This window comes from Streptococcus infantis ATCC 700779 (assembly GCF_000187465.1).
GTDB classification, from domain to species: Bacteria; Bacillota; Bacilli; order Lactobacillales; family Streptococcaceae; genus Streptococcus; species Streptococcus infantis.
This window is the reverse complement of sequence record NZ_GL732439.1, coordinates 673,294-696,096: the sequence shown is the minus strand read 5'-3', so window position 1 is coordinate 696,096 and position 22,803 is coordinate 673,294. Positions and strand designations below refer to the sequence as shown.

At 39.1% G+C, this 22,803-nt stretch carries 22 protein-coding genes; 5 read left to right on the top strand and 17 right to left on the bottom strand.

Annotation, left to right across the window (positions count from 1 at the left end):
* Position 1: 1 nt before the first annotated feature.
* From pepF to ybeY, 13 genes are all read right to left on the bottom strand, one after another.
* The gene (pepF, locus tag HMPREF9423_RS05805) at positions 2-1,804 is read right to left on the bottom strand and encodes an oligoendopeptidase F (RefSeq protein WP_006148406.1); all 1,803 of its coding nucleotides are present in this window, start codon (positions 1,802-1,804) and stop codon (positions 2-4) included.
* A gap of 18 nt (positions 1,805-1,822) precedes the next feature.
* Positions 1,823-2,779 (bottom strand): competence protein CoiA, encoded by a 957-nt coding sequence (locus tag HMPREF9423_RS05800; protein WP_006148405.1) that lies wholly within the window; start codon positions 2,777-2,779, stop codon positions 1,823-1,825.
* 237 nt (positions 2,780-3,016) lie between these two features.
* Entirely contained in the window at positions 3,017-4,165 is a 1,149-nt protein-coding gene (locus HMPREF9423_RS05795; protein ID WP_006148404.1) for a PDDEXK family nuclease, read from the bottom strand.
* 189 nt (positions 4,166-4,354) lie between these two features.
* On the bottom strand, positions 4,355-5,215 hold the full coding sequence (gene tehB / locus HMPREF9423_RS05790; protein WP_006148403.1) for an SAM-dependent methyltransferase TehB: 861 nt from the start codon (positions 5,213-5,215) through the stop codon (positions 4,355-4,357).
* A 14-nt stretch (positions 5,216-5,229) separates the two neighbouring features.
* Entirely contained in the window at positions 5,230-5,697 is a 468-nt protein-coding gene (gene smpB / locus HMPREF9423_RS05785) for an SsrA-binding protein SmpB (protein ID WP_001051741.1), read from the bottom strand.
* Positions 5,660-8,002 (bottom strand): ribonuclease R, encoded by a 2,343-nt coding sequence (gene rnr, locus HMPREF9423_RS05780; protein WP_006148402.1) that lies wholly within the window; start codon positions 8,000-8,002, stop codon positions 5,660-5,662. The genes smpB and rnr overlap by 38 nt, the downstream gene beginning before the upstream one ends.
* A gap of 215 nt (positions 8,003-8,217) precedes the next feature.
* Entirely contained in the window at positions 8,218-8,451 is a 234-nt protein-coding gene (gene secG, locus HMPREF9423_RS05775) for a preprotein translocase subunit SecG (protein ID WP_000282517.1), read from the bottom strand.
* Between the two features lie 39 nt (positions 8,452-8,490).
* Positions 8,491-8,640, bottom strand: coding sequence for a 50S ribosomal protein L33 (gene rpmG, locus HMPREF9423_RS11990; RefSeq protein ID WP_080555144.1), 150 nt, complete (start codon positions 8,638-8,640; stop codon positions 8,491-8,493).
* An 83-nt stretch (positions 8,641-8,723) separates the two neighbouring features.
* Positions 8,724-9,317, bottom strand: a complete 594-nt coding sequence (gene coaE, locus HMPREF9423_RS05770; RefSeq protein ID WP_006155822.1) for a dephospho-CoA kinase — start codon at positions 9,315-9,317, stop codon at positions 8,724-8,726.
* On the bottom strand, positions 9,317-10,141 hold the full coding sequence (gene mutM, locus HMPREF9423_RS05765; RefSeq protein ID WP_006155846.1) for a DNA-formamidopyrimidine glycosylase: 825 nt from the start codon (positions 10,139-10,141) through the stop codon (positions 9,317-9,319). The genes coaE and mutM overlap by 1 nt, the downstream gene beginning before the upstream one ends.
* Before the next feature lie 48 nt (positions 10,142-10,189).
* A complete protein-coding gene (gene era / locus HMPREF9423_RS05760) occupies positions 10,190-11,089 on the bottom strand; it encodes a GTPase Era (RefSeq protein WP_006155820.1) in 900 nt (299 codons plus the stop codon).
* A gap of 17 nt (positions 11,090-11,106) precedes the next feature.
* On the bottom strand, positions 11,107-11,502 hold the full coding sequence (locus tag HMPREF9423_RS05755) for a diacylglycerol kinase family protein (RefSeq protein WP_004252647.1): 396 nt from the start codon (positions 11,500-11,502) through the stop codon (positions 11,107-11,109).
* Positions 11,483-11,980, bottom strand: a complete 498-nt coding sequence (gene ybeY / locus HMPREF9423_RS05750) for an rRNA maturation RNase YbeY (protein WP_006148397.1) — start codon at positions 11,978-11,980, stop codon at positions 11,483-11,485. The genes HMPREF9423_RS05755 and ybeY overlap by 20 nt, the downstream gene beginning before the upstream one ends.
* A gap of 104 nt (positions 11,981-12,084) precedes the next feature.
* Between ybeY and HMPREF9423_RS05745 the strand changes: the two genes are divergently transcribed.
* Both HMPREF9423_RS05745 and HMPREF9423_RS05740 read left to right on the top strand, forming a co-directional pair.
* Positions 12,085-13,737, top strand: coding sequence for an Rqc2 family fibronectin-binding protein (locus HMPREF9423_RS05745; protein ID WP_006155814.1), 1,653 nt, complete (start codon positions 12,085-12,087; stop codon positions 13,735-13,737).
* A gap of 62 nt (positions 13,738-13,799) precedes the next feature.
* Positions 13,800-14,660, top strand: coding sequence for a YitT family protein (locus HMPREF9423_RS05740; RefSeq protein WP_006148395.1), 861 nt, complete (start codon positions 13,800-13,802; stop codon positions 14,658-14,660).
* A 58-nt stretch (positions 14,661-14,718) separates the two neighbouring features.
* On the opposite strand, the gene nox is transcribed toward HMPREF9423_RS05740, so the two are convergent.
* Positions 14,719-16,098 (bottom strand): H2O-forming NADH oxidase, encoded by a 1,380-nt coding sequence (gene nox / locus HMPREF9423_RS05735; RefSeq protein ID WP_004252642.1) that lies wholly within the window; start codon positions 16,096-16,098, stop codon positions 14,719-14,721.
* A gap of 318 nt (positions 16,099-16,416) precedes the next feature.
* On the opposite strand from nox, the gene HMPREF9423_RS05730 reads away from it, so the two are divergent.
* From HMPREF9423_RS05730 to HMPREF9423_RS05720, 3 genes are read left to right on the top strand one after another with little or no spacing between them, the layout of a single operon-like run.
* The gene (locus HMPREF9423_RS05730; protein WP_006148394.1) at positions 16,417-17,337 is read left to right on the top strand and encodes an FAD:protein FMN transferase; all 921 of its coding nucleotides are present in this window, start codon (positions 16,417-16,419) and stop codon (positions 17,335-17,337) included.
* Between the two features lie 34 nt (positions 17,338-17,371).
* Positions 17,372-17,977 carry an NADPH-dependent FMN reductase gene (locus tag HMPREF9423_RS05725; protein WP_004252640.1) on the top strand — a complete coding sequence of 202 codons (606 nt, stop codon included), beginning with the start codon at positions 17,372-17,374 and terminating at the stop codon, positions 17,975-17,977.
* 17 nt (positions 17,978-17,994) lie between these two features.
* The gene (locus HMPREF9423_RS05720) at positions 17,995-19,242 is read left to right on the top strand and encodes an NAD(P)H-dependent oxidoreductase (protein ID WP_004252639.1); all 1,248 of its coding nucleotides are present in this window, start codon (positions 17,995-17,997) and stop codon (positions 19,240-19,242) included.
* Between the two features lie 80 nt (positions 19,243-19,322).
* On the opposite strand, the gene HMPREF9423_RS05715 is transcribed toward HMPREF9423_RS05720, so the two are convergent.
* The 3 genes from HMPREF9423_RS05715 to glyQ form a co-directional block, all read right to left on the bottom strand.
* Positions 19,323-19,580, bottom strand: coding sequence for a DUF896 family protein (locus HMPREF9423_RS05715; RefSeq protein WP_006148392.1), 258 nt, complete (start codon positions 19,578-19,580; stop codon positions 19,323-19,325).
* A gap of 29 nt (positions 19,581-19,609) precedes the next feature.
* On the bottom strand, positions 19,610-21,646 hold the full coding sequence (glyS, locus tag HMPREF9423_RS05710) for a glycine--tRNA ligase subunit beta (protein ID WP_006155816.1): 2,037 nt from the start codon (positions 21,644-21,646) through the stop codon (positions 19,610-19,612).
* A 210-nt stretch (positions 21,647-21,856) separates the two neighbouring features.
* Positions 21,857-22,774 (bottom strand): glycine--tRNA ligase subunit alpha, encoded by a 918-nt coding sequence (glyQ, locus tag HMPREF9423_RS05705; RefSeq protein ID WP_006148390.1) that lies wholly within the window; start codon positions 22,772-22,774, stop codon positions 21,857-21,859.
* Positions 22,775-22,803 lie beyond the last annotated feature (29 nt).

Here is a 22,803-nt window from a genome sequence, read left to right as displayed (position 1 = left end):
TTTATGCTAATCCTAATTTTTCAACTAGGGCTTCGAACTCATCCAAACGGCGTTCAAAGACTGCAAAGGCATCATTAAGATAGTCTTCTTTTTCCATATCAACACCAGCTTTTCGCATGATATTTAGAGGATAGTCTGACTTCCCAGCCTTGAGGTAATCAATATAACGGTCACGATCATCTTGACTACCGTGAACAATCTTTTCAGCCAAGGCCGAAGCTGCTGCAAAGCCTGTTGAATATTGATATACATAGTAATTATAGTAGAAATGAGGGATACGAGCCCACTCGTACTGAATTTGAGGATTGTCTTCCTTGCTCAAACCATAATATTCTTGGTTCAAGTCAGCATAGAGATTGTTTAAGAACTCGCTTGTCAAGACTTCACCATTTTGATCGGCTTGGTGAATAGCATGTTCAAATTCAGCAAATTGAGTTTGGCGGAACACTGTTCCACGGAAACCATCCAAGAAGTTATTGAGAATAGCGAAGCGTGTTGCGTCATCTTGAACTTCTTGCAATAATTTTTCAGTTAAGATATTTTCATTGGTTGTTGAAGCAATTTCTGCCAAGAAGATTGAGTAATCTCCGTATACATAAGGTTGAGTTTCACGCGTGTAGCTTGAATGCATACTATGACCTGTCTCATGTACGAGAGTAAAGAGATTATCGAGATTATCCTGCCAGTTAAGAAGCATGAAGGCGTTAGTATCGTAGGAACCACCAGAGTATGCACCTGAACGCTTGCCTTGGTTTTCATACACATCAATCCAACGTTCGCTAAAGGCGCGTTTAACACGACTCAAGTAATCCTCACCAAGAATAGCCAAAGCTTCCTCTGCCTTCTTCAAGGCTTTCTCATAAGTAAAGCTGTATTCTACTGAAGACAATGGTGTATAGACATCATACATTTTAAGGTCTGGAATACCCAAAATTTTTGAACGAAGCGCGAGATAACGATGCAATAATGGTAAATGCTTACGAACCGCAGATACTAAGTTGTCATAGACACTTTCTGGAACAAAGTTCGCTGCAAGAGCTGCTTCACGCGCACTCTTGTAGTTCCGAACTTTTGCACGGTAGTTTTGTACTTTTACATTTGTCTGCAAGGTTTTAGCGTAGGTATGTTGATATTGCTCATAGGTAGAGTATAGTGCTTCATATGCACCACGACGAACCTCACGGTTCTTAGATTCTACTAAGCGCATATAGACGCCGTGTGACAACTGCACTTCATTTCCATCTTCATCTTTAACAAATGGAAAGACGATATCTGCATTATCTAAGATAGCAAAGGTTTCACTAGCTGCCCCGAAGATTTCTCCAGCACCTGCAAGCAACTCTTCTTCACGTTGTGAAAGGACATGTTCCTTATTTTGCAAGAGTTTATCAAAGAAGTGTTTATAAGGTTGGAGTTTTGGTTCTTCTGCTAAAAAGTTTTGATACTGCTCTTCAGTAATCGCCATAAATTCTGGCTCATAGAAAGAGAACACCTGGTCGAGTTGACTATAAAGAGTCATTGCCTTTGCATAGTATTCTTGATATTTAGCAACTCGTGTATCCTGGTCGTTTTTCATATGAGCGTAGACATAGAGTTTTTCAAGACGACGGCTCAAATCCAAATAACACTCTGTAATGTTAAGAAGGCTTTCTGCGCTATCCAAAAGATGTCCTTCAAGGCTAGCTGCTTCTTTTGTATTCTCAGTTAATAGGGCTAATTCTTCTTCCCATTTTTGGTCTGTTTCAAAGATCGTTGATAGATCCCATGTATCTTTTTCATTGATTTCATTTCGTTGTAATACCATAAATTTCCTCCATCCTTTCTATTTTACCATATTTTTCGAGAAATAATGCTGATAAAAGGCAGGTGGATAGAGCTTTTGTTGCTGATTTTGTGGATTCAGTTCATAATAAGCCTGAAAGTTGCGGTAATAATCATATAGATTTTGACTTATCTGACAAAAATGGCCATGTTCTATCGGCCTTACTTGGGGATACCAGTCCTGTTTTTTTAAATTTAAAAGATTTTCTCCTCTTAAGTAAGCTTGGGCTTGTTGCTTCATCCAATAGGGGTTTTGATAATAGAGTTGTTTTTGAATGTAATGACAAATATTCTTGTCCTGTTCGACCGAAAAAGCAGTTAGCTCTTGCTGCTGGTAGGGACCACGTAAAATTTCTAGGAGATTACCTTTGCCGTAAGAAAATTCCTTGAGTTGATAATGGAGTTTCCCTTTTAAATCTTGGTGGAGGAGGTACTTGAGTCTCAAAACTTGTTTTTTATGGTCTAACTCCCAAAGATAAAATCCCATATTATTACTAAAATAAATAAAATCTCTTTGAAGTTTAGTTAGTCGCTCTTTTAGCCAGAGCTTTTCACCCAGTAGCCAAAGAACTTGAATTCCCAAACTTCGATAACCATTGCTTCTCTCCCGTAAAAGTTCGCAAGAAATAGGACTACACTGAACTTCCAGTGCTAATTGCTTATTGATGAGGATATCTGCGATTTGCTTAAGTTCAGGAATCGGACATTCCATTTCTACTTTAGCATCTTTCTTAGCCCAATTAAAAAGTGCCATCTTATTCTCCAAATGCTCTGGTCCTTCGTTCTCATGATAAAAATCACAACTTTTTAAACTTTCATGCGCAAAATGAGTTCTTACATTTTTTCCTTTTTTCAAGCGAACACTCGTTCCGCAAGCTGGACAATAATAAGCTTGTTTCTTTACTTCATTCTCTAGTGCGTTGATTAAATGACCTTTTTTATCTCTAGCTAAAAACATATATCCCCCTTTTCTACTTTATTCGAAAAGGATAAGAAAAGAGAGTGGGACAGAAATCGGTAATTTGTTAGAATTCAATTTCGTCGTCCCACCTCCGCACAGTTGAGTAGAGCTGTAAAAGCTGATGAAATCAGCGTAGTAGAGCCCACTCAACCACTGCGTCTTGCTCGACAATCCAAAGACAATTGAGAGTCTAGAACTATTATCCCAGACTCTTCTTTACTATAACATCTAGTATCATTTACGTTTGTTCTTCATATATTTCCGTAACATGGGAATAAGATTCTGTATTTGTTCTTGCTTTATCACCATTACACCATATTCCTGACAACGATGACTGTAAACGGGGTTAATCTTGCCTGAGCAAACAATCATTTTCAAACAATTATCACCTGCAAAATGATTGGCATAAACTTCAAGTTCGTTAATAGCTTCAACTGCTAGATCAGTCATTTTACAAGAAATGAAAACTACAGAGTGACCTTTACGAAAAATAACATCAATCTCATTTTGAACATTGTCAGCCTCAGGGAAAATCCCATTCCAGTCAATTTCAGTACCAATCATACATTCATCAAAATACTCCGACTCGAGGGCTAGTAAATAGATATACAATTCTAAAATATGCCCTTTTGTTCGACATAACAGATGTGCTTCTGGTGTCGGGAATGTATAAGTGACAGTATCTGTTGTTTCCTCTTCTACTTTTAATAAATTAGCTTTTGTGAACAAAGGAATCAAGCTACTGGGGTAAGAATAAATTTTTCCATTACTCTCCAAAACTTTTGCTGTTTCAGCGTGAAAATCATTTGTTTTTGCCAGTGCAAAGAATTGGGTAATCTGATACCATTTTTCAGGATTTTCGATAGCATATTTGGCCAATTTTTTTATAGCTAGCACTTGCTTATTAGAATGCTGAGGCCTTCTTGATTTAAGGACTTTTCCACCACGTAAAGCTATCAATTGTTCAATGGATAAACTAGGAATCTCTAACTTTTTATCATAAATCTTACCCCTTTCCCAGGCATACTGCTTTCCTTGTTCAACATCCATAGTAATAATGGGAATACCTTTCTCCAAACCATACTGATATAAAACTATTGCTAATAGATTATCTCCACCAAAAACATCAATGGTAACTGTCTCAAAATCATTGATAAATACGTCTAATTCCTGGCAGATATTTTCTAGGTGGAATTGTCGAAAATGTACTTGTTTTAAGTGTGGAACTTGTTCCATTAGAAAATGCTTCAAGGATAGCTTATCTTCCTCAGCAATTTTTGTTGTAGAAAGGTATAAAATCTCATCACAATCACTGACAAAAGCCTGGTAGACATTTTTCTCAATGGCATGACGGTCGTACAGTTCAATTAAAAGACTAGTCATCTTAAGACCTCCTAGACAAAAAAGTCTGAAAGAATAGTGGGCGATCAGAATCGTTGAAAAACTATCACAATTCTGTTTAATTTCATCGACTTCTCCTACTTCTAGTATAGCATAAATTGAGATTTCCCTTTCTTATTAGCGTAAGAAATAAGGAATAGAAAACGACTGCTCTCTATCCCTTTTATTCATTTATTTTACTTTTTTAGCCAACATTGTTGCAAAGCGTAGTTGAATACGATTGCCATTCTCATCACGACGGTGGAGATGGCCAGGATTTTCATTGTACTTCACTAATTCCCAGTCCTTGTAGTAATTTGCCAACTCACCCTCTTTGAAGGTAAAGGGGAAATTAACGGAACACGGATAATCTTCCGTATCCATAGCACATACAATCAAATTATAGCCACCGATAGAAGTTTGTTCCTGCATGTTTTTAATAATGTCCGGAATGCGATCTGCTTGTAAAAACATGAGAACAACAGTCGATACGATAAAATCATATATTTGTCCAATGCTAGCTGAATTGATATCGTAGATACCGACAGGCATTTCTATATCTTCTTGCTCCACAATACTTTGTAAGATTTCAAGAGATAGCTCATTTTGATCTACAGCTGTGACATCAAATCCATGTTGAGCTAGAAAGAGTGCATTTCTTCCTTGACCACATCCTAGGTCTAGTGCCTTACATGGTTTTACTGTATCCATAGCTTCTAAAACTTCCGAATGAACTGGATTAGTATTGTATTTCTTAGGGAAATAATCCTCTGCTTTACAATAAAATTCCAAGTACCATTCCACATCATCTGTGGCAGCTTCTACTCTGTGCCAAGCTTGAGGTTGCGCCATAGGATTATCAGCACCTGCTTCAAAGAGGTGCTCGGCTATAACTTCCCCGTCTTCAGTCAACTCAATAAACTTAAGAGTCCCTTTTAATACGGTAATCTTGCCCCAGGTTCCGACCTTAGTATTGTGTTTTCTTTGAACAGCCTCTGGCATGGTGTCTTTATTCCAGACAGGCATGCGTTTGTAGGCAACTAGTTTTTCCATATTCTTCACTCTTTCTATCGGTGGTTAACAGCTTTCATAACACGCGCGATATCACGATCTTGCTCACGTCGTTTGATAGACTCACGTTTATCGTAATCATGTTTCCCTTTTGCAAGTCCTAAAAGTAACTTGGCATAGCCATCTTTGATATAAACTTTAAGAGGAACCAAGGTCATCCCTGTCCCTTTGGTTTCTTGCTCCAATTTCTGGATTTGTTTTTTATGAAGGAGAAGTTTACGACGACGTTCGGGCTCCTGATTCCAGATATTGCCCTCTTCATAAGGAGCTATATGGACATTACTCAGCCAAACTTCCCCATTCTTAACCTGGGCAAACCCATCTTTCAGATTGATGCGGGCTGCTCGAACACTCTTGATCTCAGTTCCTGTCAGGACCATTCCTGCTTCTAGCGTATCTACGATTGTATAGTCGTGGTGCGCCTTTTTATTTTGCGCGACGACCTTTCCCTCGCCCTTTGCCATGCTTAGCTCCTTTCTTTGCTACTTCCTTATAAAAAGGTTTCTTGCTCTTTTTCTTCTTGTCTTTTGGAGAATGCTTGCGCTTATCGCCTAAGCGACCAGATTTTCTCTTGTCTTCTTTCTTATCTGAACGACGCCCTCTATCCTTACGACCAGAGTCTTTCAAACCTTTCTCAATAACATCAAATTCACTTGGAATAAAAGAGAAATCGATCTCACCAGTCATCTTATCGGCTCTTTCGACACGAATACGAATCTGCTGCCCCACTCGGAAAGTAATACCTGATTTCTCCCCACGGAGGGTCAAATCACGTTCGTTAAAATGATAAAACTCAGGCAGATTTGTAATGTGAATCAATCCTTCGACTGTATTTGGCAATTCAACAAAAAGACCAAATTTAACAATACTTGAAACAACTGCATCATACTCTTCGCCAACGTACTCTTCCATGTACTCAGCTTTTTTCATGGCTTCGACTTCACGCTCTGCCTCGATAGCACGGCGCTCACGGTTGGAAGACTGGGTGGCAATCTCAGGAATGACCTGTTCAAAATGATCTGCTACATCCTTAGAACGTCCATAGTCACGAATCATCCGGTGAACAAGAAGGTCAGGATAACGACGAATCGGACTGGTAAAGTGCGTGTAATAGTCCGCGGCTAGACCATAGTGACCGTGATTATGCTCAGAATAGCGAGCCTGCTGCATCGAACGCAGAAGCATCATGGACAATACATCCGCATATGGTTCTCCTTCAACAGCACTCATGATGTCTTGAAGGGCTTCCTGACTAATCTCACTGGCAGTCCCATAGATTCGCAAACCAAAACTTGAAGCATAATCAATAAACTTCTGAACTTTCTCAGCTTTAGGTTCCTCATGGATACGATAGATAAAAGGAAGGTCCAGCTTGCTAAAGTGCTCGGCAACTGTTTCGTTGGCTATCAACATAAAGGACTCAATCATACGTTCAGCAACACCACGATGACGAAGGACAATATCAACTGGCTTGCCTTTTTTATCTACCAAAATCTTAGCTTCATTGGTATCAAAATTTAAAGCACCACGCTTGATTCGCATACTTTCCAAAGTCTCATGGAGTTTGGCCATAAGTTCGATACTAGGAACAATTTTCTTATAGTCTTGTCTCTTCTCCTCATCACCTGCTAGGATGTCATTGACATCACTATAAGTCATACGGAAACTTGTCTTGATAACAGTCTGTGTAATCGTATAATTACGAACACGACCATTTTTATCAATCTCCATAATAGCGGATTGAGTCAAGCGGTCCACTTGAGGGTTAAGAGAACAGATTCCGTTTGAGAGACGCTCTGGCAGCATTGGAACTACACGGTCTGTTACATAGACAGAGGTCGCACGATTGAGGGCTTCCTTATCTAGAGCAGAACCCTCGGTCACATAGTAGGAGACATCGGCAATATGAACACCTAGTTCGATATTTCCATTTTTCAATGGTTTGATATGAACAGCGTCATCTAAGTCTTTTGCATCAGCTCCATCAATGGTAAAGGTAATTTCATCTCTTAAGTCCAGACGACCTTCCAGATCCTTCTCTGATCGATCGTCTGGCACATTTTCTGCCTCTTTGAGAACAGCCTCTGGAAACTCAGATACAATGTCCATTGACTCCAAGACCTCAAGAACATCAATCCCTGCATCCGTTGAATGTCCGACAACATCTAGCACACTAGCGACAAAGAAATCGTGTTTCTTACTTGGGTATTTATCGATAAAGACCTTGAGAACTTCTGTACCGTCTAATTGAATAGCTGGCTTTTTAACGTAGATTGGTTGACTAATCTTTTGATTTTTTGAACGGATATAACCTGCATACTTGGGTTTTTCCTCATCAAGAACGATTTGACCAACAACCGTCGTCAAACTGTGTTCTAAAATATCGATAATCTTTGCTTCAGCTGCAGTTCCTTTTTGGCGATCCGCAACCTTCTTGATTACAATTTCAACAGTATCGCCATCAATGGCATAGTTAACATCATTTTTTCCTACAAAAAGGTCGTCTTCTTCGCCTTCGAGACTAACAAAGCCGAAGCCATTTTTATGGGCATGAAAAGTTCCTTTAAGAGTAATCTCGTGTTTCTTCTTTTGGTCCAAGGTGAGACTACCATCTTCTTCAAAGCGAATTTGGTGCTTTCTCTCCATAAGGGACAAGGTTTTTATGAGCTCTCGAAAGTCCTTGGAACCATCCTTTCCAAGAGCTCGAGCCAAGTCATTGACAGTGACTCGTCCCTTTTCTTTTAAATATTCTTTTATTCTATCTTTCATGTTTTCCTTCTAGATTGTTAAATTTTTTTGGTGTAAAACCTTCTCAAGCATCATTTAATACTCAATAAAAATCAAAGAGCAAACTAGAAAGCTAGGCGCAGGTTGCTCAAAACACTGTTTTGAAGGTTGCAGATGGAAGCTGACGTGGTTTGAAGAGATTTTTGAAGAGTATAAAAATAAAAATAGGCAAAGACCTAGTCTCGCCCATTATTTTCTTATCTACTTGATAATACCGTCAATGCTAAGGCAATGGCTAGCCAGAAAAAGACCAAGATTCCTGTCAAACGTTGCATTACGGCTTCAAAACCACGCGCTTTGCTACGTTCAAACAAATCACCTGAGCTGGCATCAAATACATTGCTAGACTGATTTTTAGTTGGTTGCATAAAAATTGCAATCACAATCACAACAGATAATACTAATAAAATGGTTAATAATAGGTTATACATATCAAACTCCTTAAAATCCCTATTATTTTACCATAATTTCTACTTAGATTCAAGATGTAGAGTCACTTTTCTTTCTTTGGGACAATACTTTAAGACTTCAATCTTATCTGGATGTGTTTTGGTGTTCTTACTGGTTAGATAATTCATGCTGCCACAAGAGGAGCATTTTAGATTAATTTTTACACGCACTAGATTTTTTGTATTTGATACTATTTCAATCTAAGATGATTTGAACAAACAATACCAAAATTCTCCTTCCTAACAATGTTAATTTATAGACACATTTCTTCAAACAACTGAACTACTTGAGCTATCAACTGTTCCTGATTTCCATTATTGTCTAGACTGTGACTAGCAAGACTAATTTTTCTTTCTAAAGGCCATTGAGAGTTTAAACGGGATTCAGCTGCTTCTCTTGAAATTTGGTCCCGTTTCATTAATCGCTCTAATTGAACATCACGATTTACATAGACTAGCCAAGTTTCGTCAAACCATGAAGCATAGTTCTGCTCAAAAAGCAGTGGAATATCCATGAAAAAGAGAGCTTCTGTCTGAGCAAACTGATTTCGTAATGCAGCTAACTCCTCACGAATAATCTCACCCTGGGTTCTCTTAGACCATTCTTGCTCTTCCGGATTTGAAAAAATAAGGCTAGCAAGCAAGGAGCGATTCAGTTCACCATTTTCAAGTAGGATTTTCTCCCCAAAATGCTCCACTAAAACCTGATAGAGTCGTCCACCTGGTTTTTGTAGTTGGTGGACGACTGCATCCGCATCTACAACTTGAAACCCTTTTTGTCTTAAAAATTCTGTGACAGTGGACTTACCTGACGCAATACCACCGGTGATTCCGATTATTTTTCCCATCACTTTCTCCTTTGACATTTTGGACAAAAGTGAGTTCCACGACCACCTAGTTGAATTTTTTCGATGATGGTTTCACAACGCGAACAAGCTTGACCCGCCTTGTCGTATACTTGATGGAATTCCTGCATGGTGCCATCTTCTCCAAATGCATTGGTATAAGTGCGAATTGTTGAACCACCCTTTTCAACCGCCTGACCTAAAACATTGATCGTTTCATCATGGACTTTTCTAGCCTCTTGTGCTGTTAAACTATTAGAGGTTCTTGAAGGATGGACTTTCGCTCTCCAAAGAACTTCATCCACATAGATATTTCCCAACCCTGCAACTAAAGTCTGGTCGAGAAGATGCGATTTGATTGTTTTTTTAGATTTTTTCAAGGCTAGTTTAAAACTCCCTAAATCAAAATCCTTCTCAGTCGGTTCCGGACCAAGTTTTTTTGAAATAAAGTAAGCTTCTAAAAGCTCAGGAGCAAGCAACTCCATAGTTCCGAACTTACGGACATCCTCATAGACTAAAGTACCACCATCCTCAAAATGAATCAACACATGGGCGTGTTTGCGTTCTGGAACTTGGTCTGGGTAATAAAAATACTTGCCTTCCATTCTCAAATGAGAGATTAAAACTTTGTCTGATAAATAGAAAAGCAGATACTTGCCACGACGTCCCATTGTTTGAATGACTTGACCAGGCATTTCCTTCTGAAATTCATCCAAATCAGTTTTAATCATCTTGGGGTAACGAATATCAATGTTTGAAATCTTCTTCCCCAGAATCAATTTTTCCAGACCACGTCGGACAGTCTCAACTTCTGGTAATTCAGGCATAGCTCCTCCTTCTCTAAAAACAAGAAGCAGGCTCCTGCCCACCTCTTCTTAATATTCTTTTTCGTTGTAACCAAAATCGGCAAGATCTAATTTCTTATCGCGCCAATTTTTCTTAACCTTAACCCATGTTTCTAGGAAGACCTTGTCTCCTAGCATGAGTTCGATATCTTTACGAGCCATGGTTCCAATTTTCTTGAGCATAGCACCGCCTTTACCGATGATAATCCCTTTTTGGCTGTCACGCTCGACCATAATGGTTGCTCGGATATGAACCTTGTCAGTCTCTTCATCTCGTTTCATAGAATCAACCACTACTGCAACTGAGTGTGGAATTTCCTCACGCGTTAAGTGTAACACTTTTTCACGAATCATCTCTGATACTAGGAAACGTTCTGGGTGATCGGTGATTTGATCTGACGGGAAATATTGGAAACCTTCTTCTAAGTTTTCGCTCAAAATATCGATCAAATGCGAAACATTATTTCCTTGTAGAGCTGAAATCGGTACAATTTCCTTAAAGTCCATCTGATTACGGAAATCATCGATTTGAGCCAAAAGTTGGTCTGGATGCACCTTGTCAATCTTGTTGACCACGAGAATGACTGGTACTTTAGCAGCCTTGAGACGCTCGATGATCATATCGTCGCCCTTGCCTCGTGGCTCGTCTGCTGGGACCATGAAGAGAACCGTATCGACTTCCCGAAGAGTGCTATAGGCTGACTCCACCATGAAGTCTCCGAGGGCAGTTTTAGGCTTGTGAATCCCTGGAGTATCGATAAAGACAATTTGTTCTTTATCAGTGGTATAAATTCCCATGATTTTATTACGCGTTGTTTGCGCCTTATCACTCATGATGGCAATTTTTTGCCCCATGACGTGATTCAAAAATGTTGACTTCCCAACGTTAGGACGTCCTAAAATGGCTACGAAGCCTGATTTAAATGTCATAGTTACCTCTATAATGTTTAAAATAGCAAATCCCAAATCCTAGGGATGAAAATGATAAGTCCAGTCACTGCAGCAAATAAAGACACAACAAGAACTGCACCTGCAGCCATGTCTTTAGCCTTCTTTGCAAGCATATCGAAGTGATAATGGCTAGCCAAATCCACTACATTTTCAATAGCAGAATTCAAAATCTCAAAAGCAATTACTAAAAAAATGCTTAATAGGAGAAAGAGCCATTCAATTCTGGAAACTTGAAAAACAATGCCTGCAAGTAGAACTAAGAGAGAAGTCACTGCATGCTTTCTCATATTACGCTCTTCTTTTATGGCAGTAAAAATACCTGTCAGGGCAAAATCTAAACTTGAGAGCAAGTCACGATTCTTCCATTTTCGTTTATTGTCTTGTGAGTCCATAGGCTGTTAAAATTTCTTCTTGTAAACCGAACATCTCCGCTTCTTCTTCCGGAGTGTAGTGATCATAACCGTTTATGTGTAAAAAACCGTGCACAGCTAAAAAGCCCATTTCACGTTCGAAACTATGACCGTACTCTTCAGCTTGCTCATGCGCTTTATCAATTGAAATGAATAACTCGCCGATATAAGAATCAAATTCTGACATCATTTCTGCTAAGTCAGGATCTTCTGCCAAATCCTCTTCGTCAAAGGTAATCTCTAATTCAGGTTTATATTCAAGGCTAATAACATCTGTTGGACGGTCAGTAGCACGAAACTCTAAATTGAGTTCATGACTGCGTTCATTGGTTACAAAAGTGACTGCCATCTCCTTGTCTTCTTTTCCAATTTTTTTAGCAGCAAATTCCAAAATTTCTTGAGTTTGCTTTAAAATTTCTTTAGAAACCTGACCAGTTTCATCTACCATTTCAATATACATGTGTTTCTCGATTCTCTTTACTTGGCTTTATTATACCATATTTCTATGATTTTATTCTACCTTTTTGATATAATACTATGGAATACATTCATAAGGAGAGAACCATGTCATTTGATGGATTTTTTTTACACCACATGGTTGAGGAATTGCGAGCTAAACTACTAAACGGTCGCATTCAAAAAATTAATCAACCCTTTGATCAAGAATTGGTCTTACAAATCCGTAGCAATCGCCAAAGTCATCGTCTGCTCCTTTCTGCTCATCCTGTTTTTGGACGCATCCAGTTGACAGAAACGACCTTTGAAAACCCTGCTCAACCTTCTACCTTTATCATGGTTTTAAGGAAATATTTACAGGGTGCTGTTATCGAGTCTATCGAGCAGATTGAAAACGATCGAATCGTTGAAATCACTGTTTCTAATAAGAATGAGATTGGGGACGATATTCAAGCCACTCTCATCATTGAGATTATGGGTAAACATAGTAATATCCTCCTCGTAGATAAGTCTAGCAGCAAAGTTCTTGAGGTTATCAAACACATTGGTTTCTCTCAAAATAGTTACCGTACACTCCTACCTGGTGCAACTTACATAGCCCCACCAAGTACAGAGGCCCTCAATCCTTTTACCATTAAGGATGAAAAACTTTTTGAAATACTACAAACACAGGAATTGACAGCTAAAAACCTTCAAAGCCTCTTTCAAGGTTTAGGCCGTGATACAGCAATTGAATTAGAGAATTTATTAACTGATGATAGGTTTTCTAATTTTCGTGACTTTTTTAAGCAAGAAACCAACCCATGCTTAACTGATAAGTCTTTTTCCTGTGTCCCTTTTTCAACTAAAATTGAAGGACATTTTTCAAGCTTATCTCAACTTCTTGATGTTTTTTACAAAGATAAGGCAGAACGTGATCGCGTCAAACAACAGGCTAGCGAACTCATTCGCCGAGTTGAGAATGAACTGCAAAAAAATCGTCAAAAGCTTAAGAAACAAGAAAAAGAACTGCTTGCTACCGAAAATGCTGAGGAATTTCGTCAAAAAGGCGAGTTACTAACGACTTTCCTTCATCAAGTTCCAAATGACCAAGATCAGGTGGTTTTAGATAATTATTACACTAATCAACCAGTTACAATCGCGCTTGATAAGGCCTTGACTCCCAACCAAAATGCCCAACGCTACTTCAAACGCTACCAGAAACTCAAAGAAGCTGTTAAATATCTGACTGATCTAATTGAAGAAACCAAGTCAACCATTCTCTATCTGGAAAGTGTTGAGACAGTTCTTAATCAAGCTGGATTAGATGAAATCGCTGAAATTCGTGAAGAATTAATTCAAACAGGCTTTATTAGAAGACGTCAACGCGAAAAAATTCAAAAGCGTAAAAAGCCAGAGAAATATCTGGCTAGCGATGGGAAAACCATTATTCTCGTTGGACGAAACAATCTTCAAAACGAGGAATTAACCTTTAAGATTGCACGCAAAGAGGAACTTTGGTTCCATGCTAAGAATATCCCAGGAAGCCACGTGGTCATCTCAGGAAACCTGAATCCTTCTGACGAAGTCAAGACGGATGCTGCAGAACTCGCAGCCTACTATTCGAAAGGACGTCTTTCTAATCTCGTTCAAGTGGATATGATTGAGGTTAAAAAACTCAATAAACCGACTGGTGGAAAACCTGGTTTTGTTACCTATACCGGTCAAAAAACTCTTCGTGTTACACCTGATTCCGAGAAAATTGAATCTATGAAGTTGTAATATCAGTCTTATTTTAAAAATATTATTACTTCACTTTTACACAAAAATAGGAGGGGAGCTCAATGCTACGGCATATTAAACCAACTATAACTATTATATTCGGAGCTGCTATCTTCGCCTTCGGACTTACTTATTTTGTTGTTCCACATCACTTGTTCGAAGGTGGAGCAACAGGGATAACCTTGATTACCTACTATCTCTTTAATATCCCTATTTCGCTGATGAATATCTTGATTAATATCCCTCTCTTCCTACTAGCTTGGAAAATATTTGGACTAAGATCACTGTATTCCAGTCTACTTGGAACCATTGCCGTCTCCGTCTGGTTAGCTATCTTTGAGAAGATTCCTCTTCAGTTTAACCTTGAAGGAGATCTCGTTGTGGTTGCTCTAGTAGCTGGTGTCCTCCTAGGTGTTGGACTCGGTGTTATTTTCAACGCGGGTGGAACAACTGGTGGTACTGATATCGTCGCTCGTATCCTTAATAAATACACCAATATCTCTGTTGGAAAATTACTTTTTGGACTTGATTTTCTGATTCTGATGCTGATTTTAATCATCTTCCAAGACCTACGTCTTGTAACCTATACTCTCTTATTTGACTTCATCGTTTCAAGAGTTATTGACTTAATCGGTGAGGGTGGATATGCTGGAAAAGGATTTATGATTATCACTCAAAAACCGATGGAATTAGCCGAGAAAATTAACGAAGAACTCGGTCGTGGTGTTACCTTTATCTCAGGACAAGGCTACTATAGCCAAAAGGACTTAAAGATTATTTACTGTATTGTCGCAAGAAATGAAATCGTGAAGATGAAAGAAATGATTCATACAGTTGATCCGATGGCCTTTATCACTATCACGGAAGCTCACGAAATCCTTGGAGAAGGGTTTACTTTCCCAGCAAGAGACGAGGTTTCTTAACCTTAAAATAAAAAAGTAACTTCAATAGTTGAAGTTACTTTTTTTGTCATATCATCAATTATTTTTCTGCTGTAAGTGCAGCCATTGTGATGTAGTTGTATGGTTTATTGAAGTGTGGCAAGAAGAATAGGTCTGTCAATGCTAATTTATCAATTGTAACGTGTTCTTGAATAGCAAGTGAGAACATGTGAATTCCCATGCTAATTGCTGAATCACGAGATACCATTTGAGCACCAAGGATTTCACGGCTGTCTTTATCAAAGACAATCTTGATAGCTACTTCATAGTTGTCATGCTTCATAAATTCTGGTTTTTGAAGGTCGTTAAATCCAGTTTCAGTTGCGTTGTAACCAGCAGCTTTTGCTTTTTCAAGTGTCAAACCAGTTGAAACCATGTGAAGACCATAGATTGAGATACCGTTTGATCCTTGAACACCGATTCCTTCAAGCTCATGTCCACAAGCATTGTAAGCACCAACGATACCAGTACGAACAGCGTTTGATGCAAGAGCGATGTAGCTAGTGTCTTTACGAGCGTTGTCATAAACAGTCGCACAGTCACCAACAGCATATACACCTGGGATAGATGTTTCTTGTTTCTTGTCAACAAGGAAAGCACCGTTACGGAAGAGTTCGATCTTACCATCAGCAAGTGCAGTGTTTGGACGGAAACCAACTGCTAGAACAACCATATCCACATCAAATGTTTCTTTATCAGTGATCAAGCGTTCAACTTTTCCTTCACCTTCGATAGCTTTAACAGTTTGACCAAGTGCCAAACGGATGTTGTGGTCTTCCAAGTTTTTAGCCATCATTTGTGTGAAGTCTTTGTCATAGTATCCGTTCAATACAGTGTCAACGATATCAACAAGTACAACTTCTTTTCCAAGACGTTCGAAAGCTTCAGCAAGCTCAACACCGATGTAACCACCACCTACAACAGCGATACGCTCAAGGTGTTTGCTCTTGTCAGCAAGTTTGTTGATAACTTCTTCTGCGTTTTGGTACAATTTAACGAATTGTACGTTTTCAAGAGTTGCTTTGAACTCACGGTTACCTTTAACGATTTCAACGCCTTCGATTGGTGGCAAGATTGGAGTTGAACCAGTCGCAAAGATCAATTTGTCATAAGACTCTTTGTGTTCTTGACCTTCAACTTCTGCTGTCACAACTTTATTGTCATAGTCGATTGAAAGAACAGGTGAGTTCATGTAAACTTTAGCACCTTTTGCTTCCAATTTTTCTTTATCAGAGTAGAACAATCCTTCAGCGCCGTCGATTTGTTCACCAATCCAAAGAGCCATTCCACATCCAAGGAATGAAATGTTTGAGTTTTGGTCAAATACAACGATTTCGTTTTCGTTTCCAAAGTTGTCCAACATAGTGTTGATACATGCAGTTCCAGCGTGGTTAGCACCCACGACTACGATTTTACTCATAAGATAAATCCTACCTTTATTTTTTTATTTACCTCTCAAGTATACCATTATCTGTTAACGTTTTCAAGACTTTTGACCCGTTTGATGTTATTTAAGAAAGTTTTTGAAAGATATATCAATTTGTTTTCAAAGAGTCCTCATTGATTTGGAGCTGTTTTTAATTTTTTAAGCATATTTCTTGACTTTTTGTAAAAAATGATTTGTGAAAACGCTGACTTTATGATATTCTATTTGTATGGAAATAAATTATAAATTCTTAATTTCTTTTTAATTCAAGATTTGTAGCTATTTCCCAGTGATTCGAAGGGAGTTGATTCTTTGCCTCTTAGTTCATCATCTGAGCGATTAATGGGAACTACGATTACTATTTCCTTAGTACATGAACAAGCCGATAATCTTCTCCGTCAAGCTTTTGATTTGCTCAAGGAACTTGAATTCCGCTTCAATGCTAACAGTACTGAATCTGAATTAATGGAAATTAACTATCAGGCAGGTATTGCCCCAGTTAAAGTCCACCCTGATTTGTTTGAACTGATTTCATTAGGTCTAGAACACAGTCTAGCACCTAAAAGTCATCTCAATATTAGTATAGGGCCTTTGGTTCAAACCTGGCGTATCGGTTTTTCCGATGCAAAGGTTGCAAGCTCTGAAGAAATTGCTCAAGCTTTACCACTAATAGACCCTCATTTTATTAAACTCGATTCAGTCAATTCTACGGTTTTCCTAGAAAAAAAGAGAATGAAAATTGACTTAGGGTGTTTAGCAAAGGGGTACAGTGCAGATAAGGTTGCAGCTTTCTTAAAAGAAAACGGCGTCACTTCTGCTCTTATCAATCTTGGAGGAAACATCCTCACAATTGGGAACAACCAATCAAAAGATGGACGTCCGTGGCAAATCGGCATTCAAGATCCAAGTAATCCACGCGGTAATCACCTGATGACCTTATCCATTACTGGAAAATCAGTGGTTACATCTGGGATTTATGAACGGCATCTTGAAATCAATGGCAAGGATTACCACCACATTTTCGATAGTGAAACAGGCTATCCTATTGAAACGGATTTAGCTAGTTTAACCATTATATCTGACCGCTCTGTTGACGGCGAGATATGGACCACACGATTATTTGGCGAACGTAGCGCCTCTATTATGTGGCAAGTCGAAAATATTGATGGTATCGAAGCCATCCTCATTGACAAAGATGGACGCCTAGCTTGTTCATCTGGTATCCAACGATAAATCATTAATAATGCAAAAAGAGAAAGGAAAGCCCATGCTTAAACTTATTGCTATTGTAGGAACTAACTCAAAACGTTCCACAAACCGCCAACTGCTTCAATATATGCAGAAACACTTTGCTGACAAAGCAGAAATCGAATTGGTAGAAATTAAAGATCTGCCTGTATTTAACAAACCAGCTGACAAACAAATCCCAGCTGAAGCTACGGAAATCGCTGCTAAAATCGAAGCTGCTGATGGAGTTATTATCGGTACTCCAGAATACGACCACTCAATCCCAGCTGTTCTTATGAGCGCTCTTGCTTGGATTTCATATGGTGTATTCCCGCTTTTGAACAAACCTGTCATGATTACTGGTGCTTCATATGGTACACTCGGTTCATCACGTGCTCAATTGCAACTTCGGCAAATTCTTAATGCTCCTGAAATCAAAGCAAATGTTCTCCCAGATGAATTCTTGCTTTCACATTCTCTTCAAGCATTTGATCAAAATGGTGACTTGGTAGATCTTGATGTCATCAAGAAATTGGATGCCATCTTTGATGACTTCCGTATCTTTGTTAAAGTTACTGAGAAATTGCGTAATGCACAAGAGCTTCTTCGCAAAGATGCTGAAGATTTTGATTGGGAAAATTTGTAAGATAGGAGATCGAAAGAATGAAATTTGTTGGACTTGTTGGATCAAACTACGATCAATCATATAACCGCAAACTCTTGGAGTTCATCCGCCGTCAGTTTAAATTTAAATTTGAACTAGAAGTTTTGGAAATCGATGAAGTTCCAATGTTTAACCAAGACGAAAAATGGGACGAGAGCTTCCAGTTACGCCTTCTTTACAACAAAATTACTCGAGCTGATGGTGTGATTATTGCTACTCCAGAGCACAACCACACTATTTCTGCTTCACTTAAGTCAGTCCTTGAATGGCTTTCATACGAAGTTCATCCATTTGAAAACAAACCAGTTATGATTGTGGGTGCTTCATACTACGATCAAGGAACATCACGTGCTCAAGTTCACCTTCGTAAAATTCTTGATGCACCAGGAGTAAATGCCTACACATTACCAGGTAATGAGTTCCTTCTTGGAAAAGCCAAAGAAGCTTTTGATGCAAAAGGAAATATTATTAACGAAGGAACTGTTAAATTCCTTGAAACTTGCTTAGATAACTTTGTCAAATACGTAGGAGTCGTATCTAATTTGAAAAAACCAAAACCAATTGAACCAGAAGACTTGGATTGTGGAAAACCAATTGCCACAACTATTACAGAAGTTGACCCTGATGATCCAGAATGGGTAGAAAAAGTTGCAGAAATTACAGGTGCTGTTTCAGGTGATACATACGTTAAACTTGACCATGGTATCCTTACAGTTAACCAAATCGATATGTTCTTGAAAGCTATGCCTTTTGAGTTGACATATGCTGATGACAACAACCAATTCCTATACTACAACAACGCTCACCAAGATCCAGAAACAATGTTTGCGAAACGTGTACCACCTCAATCTGGTAGCCGTATGTCAACAGTTCACGGATCACTTCCACCTGCACGTATGAAAAACGTTGAGTGGGTTATTGGTACGCTTCGCAATGGCAACCAAGAATACGTACGTACAATTGTTCCTGGTTCACCTGCAGGTGTTATCAATACTCACAACTACCAAGCTATGTACTATCCTGATGGATCATATGCTGGTATCAATGAAATTGTCTTTAACTTCCAACCATGGCTTGACTGGTACTTGAAAGAAACTGGTCAACGTTTGGTAGGCGGTAGCGGACCTTTTGCTCCTGCTGCAGGAGGTCACGGAGATGCCGATGCTACTTCTGGTGCATCTGACGCTGGAGGACATGGTGATGGTGGCCACGGAGCTGCTGATGCTACTTCTGGTGCAAGTAACTAAAAAATAACCTAAAGGAACCACTCGGTTCCTTTTTTCAATAAAAAAATCTCGGTTCACACACAAACCGAGAATTTTTTTATTTATGAATTCGGATCATCAAGACTACGGCCGTGTAAACCTTTTTCTCGTTGCACTTGACGAAGCTTTTCAGGAGTCACATCATTACCATCTTCATCGACGATTTTGATTCCTTCAATGTGATGACGTACTGAACGACGATAGCCTTCGATATATTCCTCACGAAGTTTGGCTTGTTCTACTTTTTCTTCCGCAGTCAAGCCTTTTGTTTTTTTCTTTTTAGCAAGTTCATTAATACGAGCGATTTTTTCTGGTGTCATATTTGGACCTCCAATCTACTTTTCAATTACTATTTTGTATTAAGAAGGTTAAAAGCAGCCACTGTTTTTGCTTTATTGACAAGTTCAGCTAGAATAGCCAAACGATTATTCTTAACATCAATATCCTCTGCCATAACCATGGTATTGTCAAAGAATGCATCAATCACTGGACTAAGAACAAATAGTTGTGTTAATTTATCGCTTGCTGAACCTTTCAATTCAAGACTTTCGACAGCTTGAGCTAGTTCTTTTTCCTGTTCATTTTCAAAGAGGCTAGTATCAACTTTGACTGAGCCTTCTGCTTTTTCTGCTAGGGTAAAGGCACGAGATAATGACTCAACTGATGATTTGTAATCTTCAGTTTTCGCAGCTTCTGAAAGAGCTTCTGCTGCTTCAATCATATCAGAGACAACAAAGTTTGAACTTGCGAGAACAGCTTCTTTAATATCTTTTGCAGTAGAACCCATCATCTTATCAACACGAGCTTTGATGAAGTTAAGCACTTCTTCTTGGTTATCGTAAGTTAAACTATCAAACGATAAAGCATAAAGACTGGCAATCAACTCGTCCATCGGAATATTCCATCCAAAGTCTTCTAAGATTCGAACAATCCCTTGTGTTGCACGACGGAGGGCATAAGGGTCGTTTGAACCAGATGGAATCAAACCAACAGAGAAGAAAGATAAGAGAGTATCTAATTTATCGGCTAATGCAAGTATTGCTCCAACTTTAGATTCAGGAAGAGCCCCGTCTGCTGAGTCTGGAAGGTAGTGCTCTCGAATAGCTTGCGCCACTGCAGCATTTTCACCTGCAAGAAGCGCATACTTCTCACCCATGATCCCTTGAAGCTCATCAAATTCACTAACCATACCGGTTAAGAGGTCAAATTTATAAATGGCTGCAGCACGAGCAAGATCAATAGATTCATCAACTGATAGACCAGCTTTTTCAGCTAGCAGGATAGCAATTTGCCCTGTACGAATCATGTGTTCACGAAGTGAACCAATCTTTTCATGGAAGGTTACGTGTGAAAGTTTAGCAACTAAATCTTCAATCTTGAGTTTTTGGTCTTCACGCCAGAAGAATTCTCCATCTTCCAAGCGGGCAACCAAAACTTTCTCATTTCCTCGAATGACATTTTCCAAGTGTTCAGCATTTCCGTTACGAACTGAAATGAAGTTTGGTTTTAGATTTCCTTCAAGATCACGGACAACAAAATAACGTTGATGAGTTTCCATTGAAGTAACCAAAACTTCTTCTGGAACTTCTAGGTATTTAGGATCAAAATTACCCATAAAAGCGGTTGGATATTCGACCAAGTTTAAGACTTCGTTTAAAAGTCCTTCATCAATCTGTACTTGAACGCCATGTTCTGCTTCAATTTCCTTAATTTGTTCACGAATCATATTTTCACGTTCAATGCTATCAGCAATGACATAGACTTTACGTAAGTCTTCTTCGTAACTATCAGCATGACGGATTTCAACTTCATGTCCAAGGAAGCGATGTCCTCGACTCACTCTGCCTGAATGAATATCTAAGAAATCTAGTTCAAGAGCTTCATCATCCAAAAGCACTGTCAAAGTGTGGACTGGACGGATATATTCAAAAGTATTGTTTGCCCAACGCATGCTAACAGGGAAACTTAAGCTAGCCAAGACTTCTGGAATTCCATTCAGAACTTCTTCCGCTGGTTTTCCAGCTTCATGCTTAGTTACATAGACATATTCTTCACCTTTAATTTCACGGAATTCAATATCATCAACAGTCAAGCCTTTTCCACGGACAAATCCTTGGGCAGCTTTAGAGAAATTTCCTTCTGCATCCAAAGCAATTTTCTTAGAAGGTCCTTTAAAATCTTCAGTCAAATCTGTTTGTTGGTCTGCTAAACCAAGTACACGAACAGCTAAACGACGTGGAGTTGAAAATGTTTGAATCCCTTCATATGAAAGGCGGTTGTCATCCAAGAAGGCTGCCATTTTTTCGCCGAGTTGTTTTTCACTTGGTGTGACAACGTAGGCTGGTAACTCTTCGAGTCCTAGTTCTACTAATAAGTTTTTTGTCATGTTTTTTCCTTTACACATAATTTTCTTCAACAAGACCTTTAGTAGTGGGGGACGCAAGCAAACCTTCGGTTTCATTGCTAACTGCCAAGCCTTAAGTCTCGTCAGCTCCCCAATCGGATAAGAAAATTCTTATCCGACTTTCTCAACAGCGGTTTTGTTTTATTTAGCGACCTACGGTCGACTTTCAGTCATTTATTCCCGTAATTCTGTCTATTCTTCCTCTTCTGCAAGGAGTTTGGCACGTGTGGCTTCGTCTAGCAGTGGGTAGCCGAGTTTCTTGCGCTCTGCTACGAAAGTTTTAGCTACTACACGGGCTAAGTTACGGATACGGGCAATGTAGCCAGCACGTTCTGTAACGGAAACAGCTCCTCGTGCATCAAGCAAGTTAAAGGTGTGTGAACATTTTAGTACATAGTCATAAGCAGGGTGGACAAGACCTAACTCTAACGCACGTCCTGCTTCTTTTTCGAATTTCTCGAAGTTAGAAAGAAGCATATCTTGGTCTGAAACTTCAAAGCTGTATTTTGAATGCTCATATTCTGGTTGAAGGAAAATTTCTCCGTATTTAACACCTGGAGCCCATTCGATATCATAAACAGAATCTACTTCCTGGATATAGGAAGCTAAGCGTTCCAATCCGTAGGTAACCTCAGCAGTAACAGGACCAGTTGCCAAACCACCGACTTGTTGGAAGTATGTGAACTGCGTGATCTCCATACCGTCAAGCCACACTTCCCATCCAAGACCAGCTGAACCAGTTGATGGGTTTTCCCAGTTATCTTCAACGAAACGAATATCGTGTTCCAATGGGTTGATGCCCAATTTTTCCAAAGACTCAAGGTAGAGTTCTTGGATATTTGATGGAGATGGTTTCATAACTACTTGGAATTGGTGGTGTTGGTAGAGACGATTTGGGTTTTCTCCGTAACGACCGTCAGCAGGACGACGAGATGGTTCTACATAAGCCGCATTCCATGGCTCAGGACCAATGGCACGAAGGAAAGTATAAGGACTCATGGTTCCCGCACCTTTTTCGTTATCATAAGCCTGCATAAGCATACAACCCTGATCATTCCAGTATTGTTGCAAAGTAAGGATAATTTCCTGGAAAGTCAATTTTTTAGACATTGTTTACTCCTTTAATTTATATTATCTTC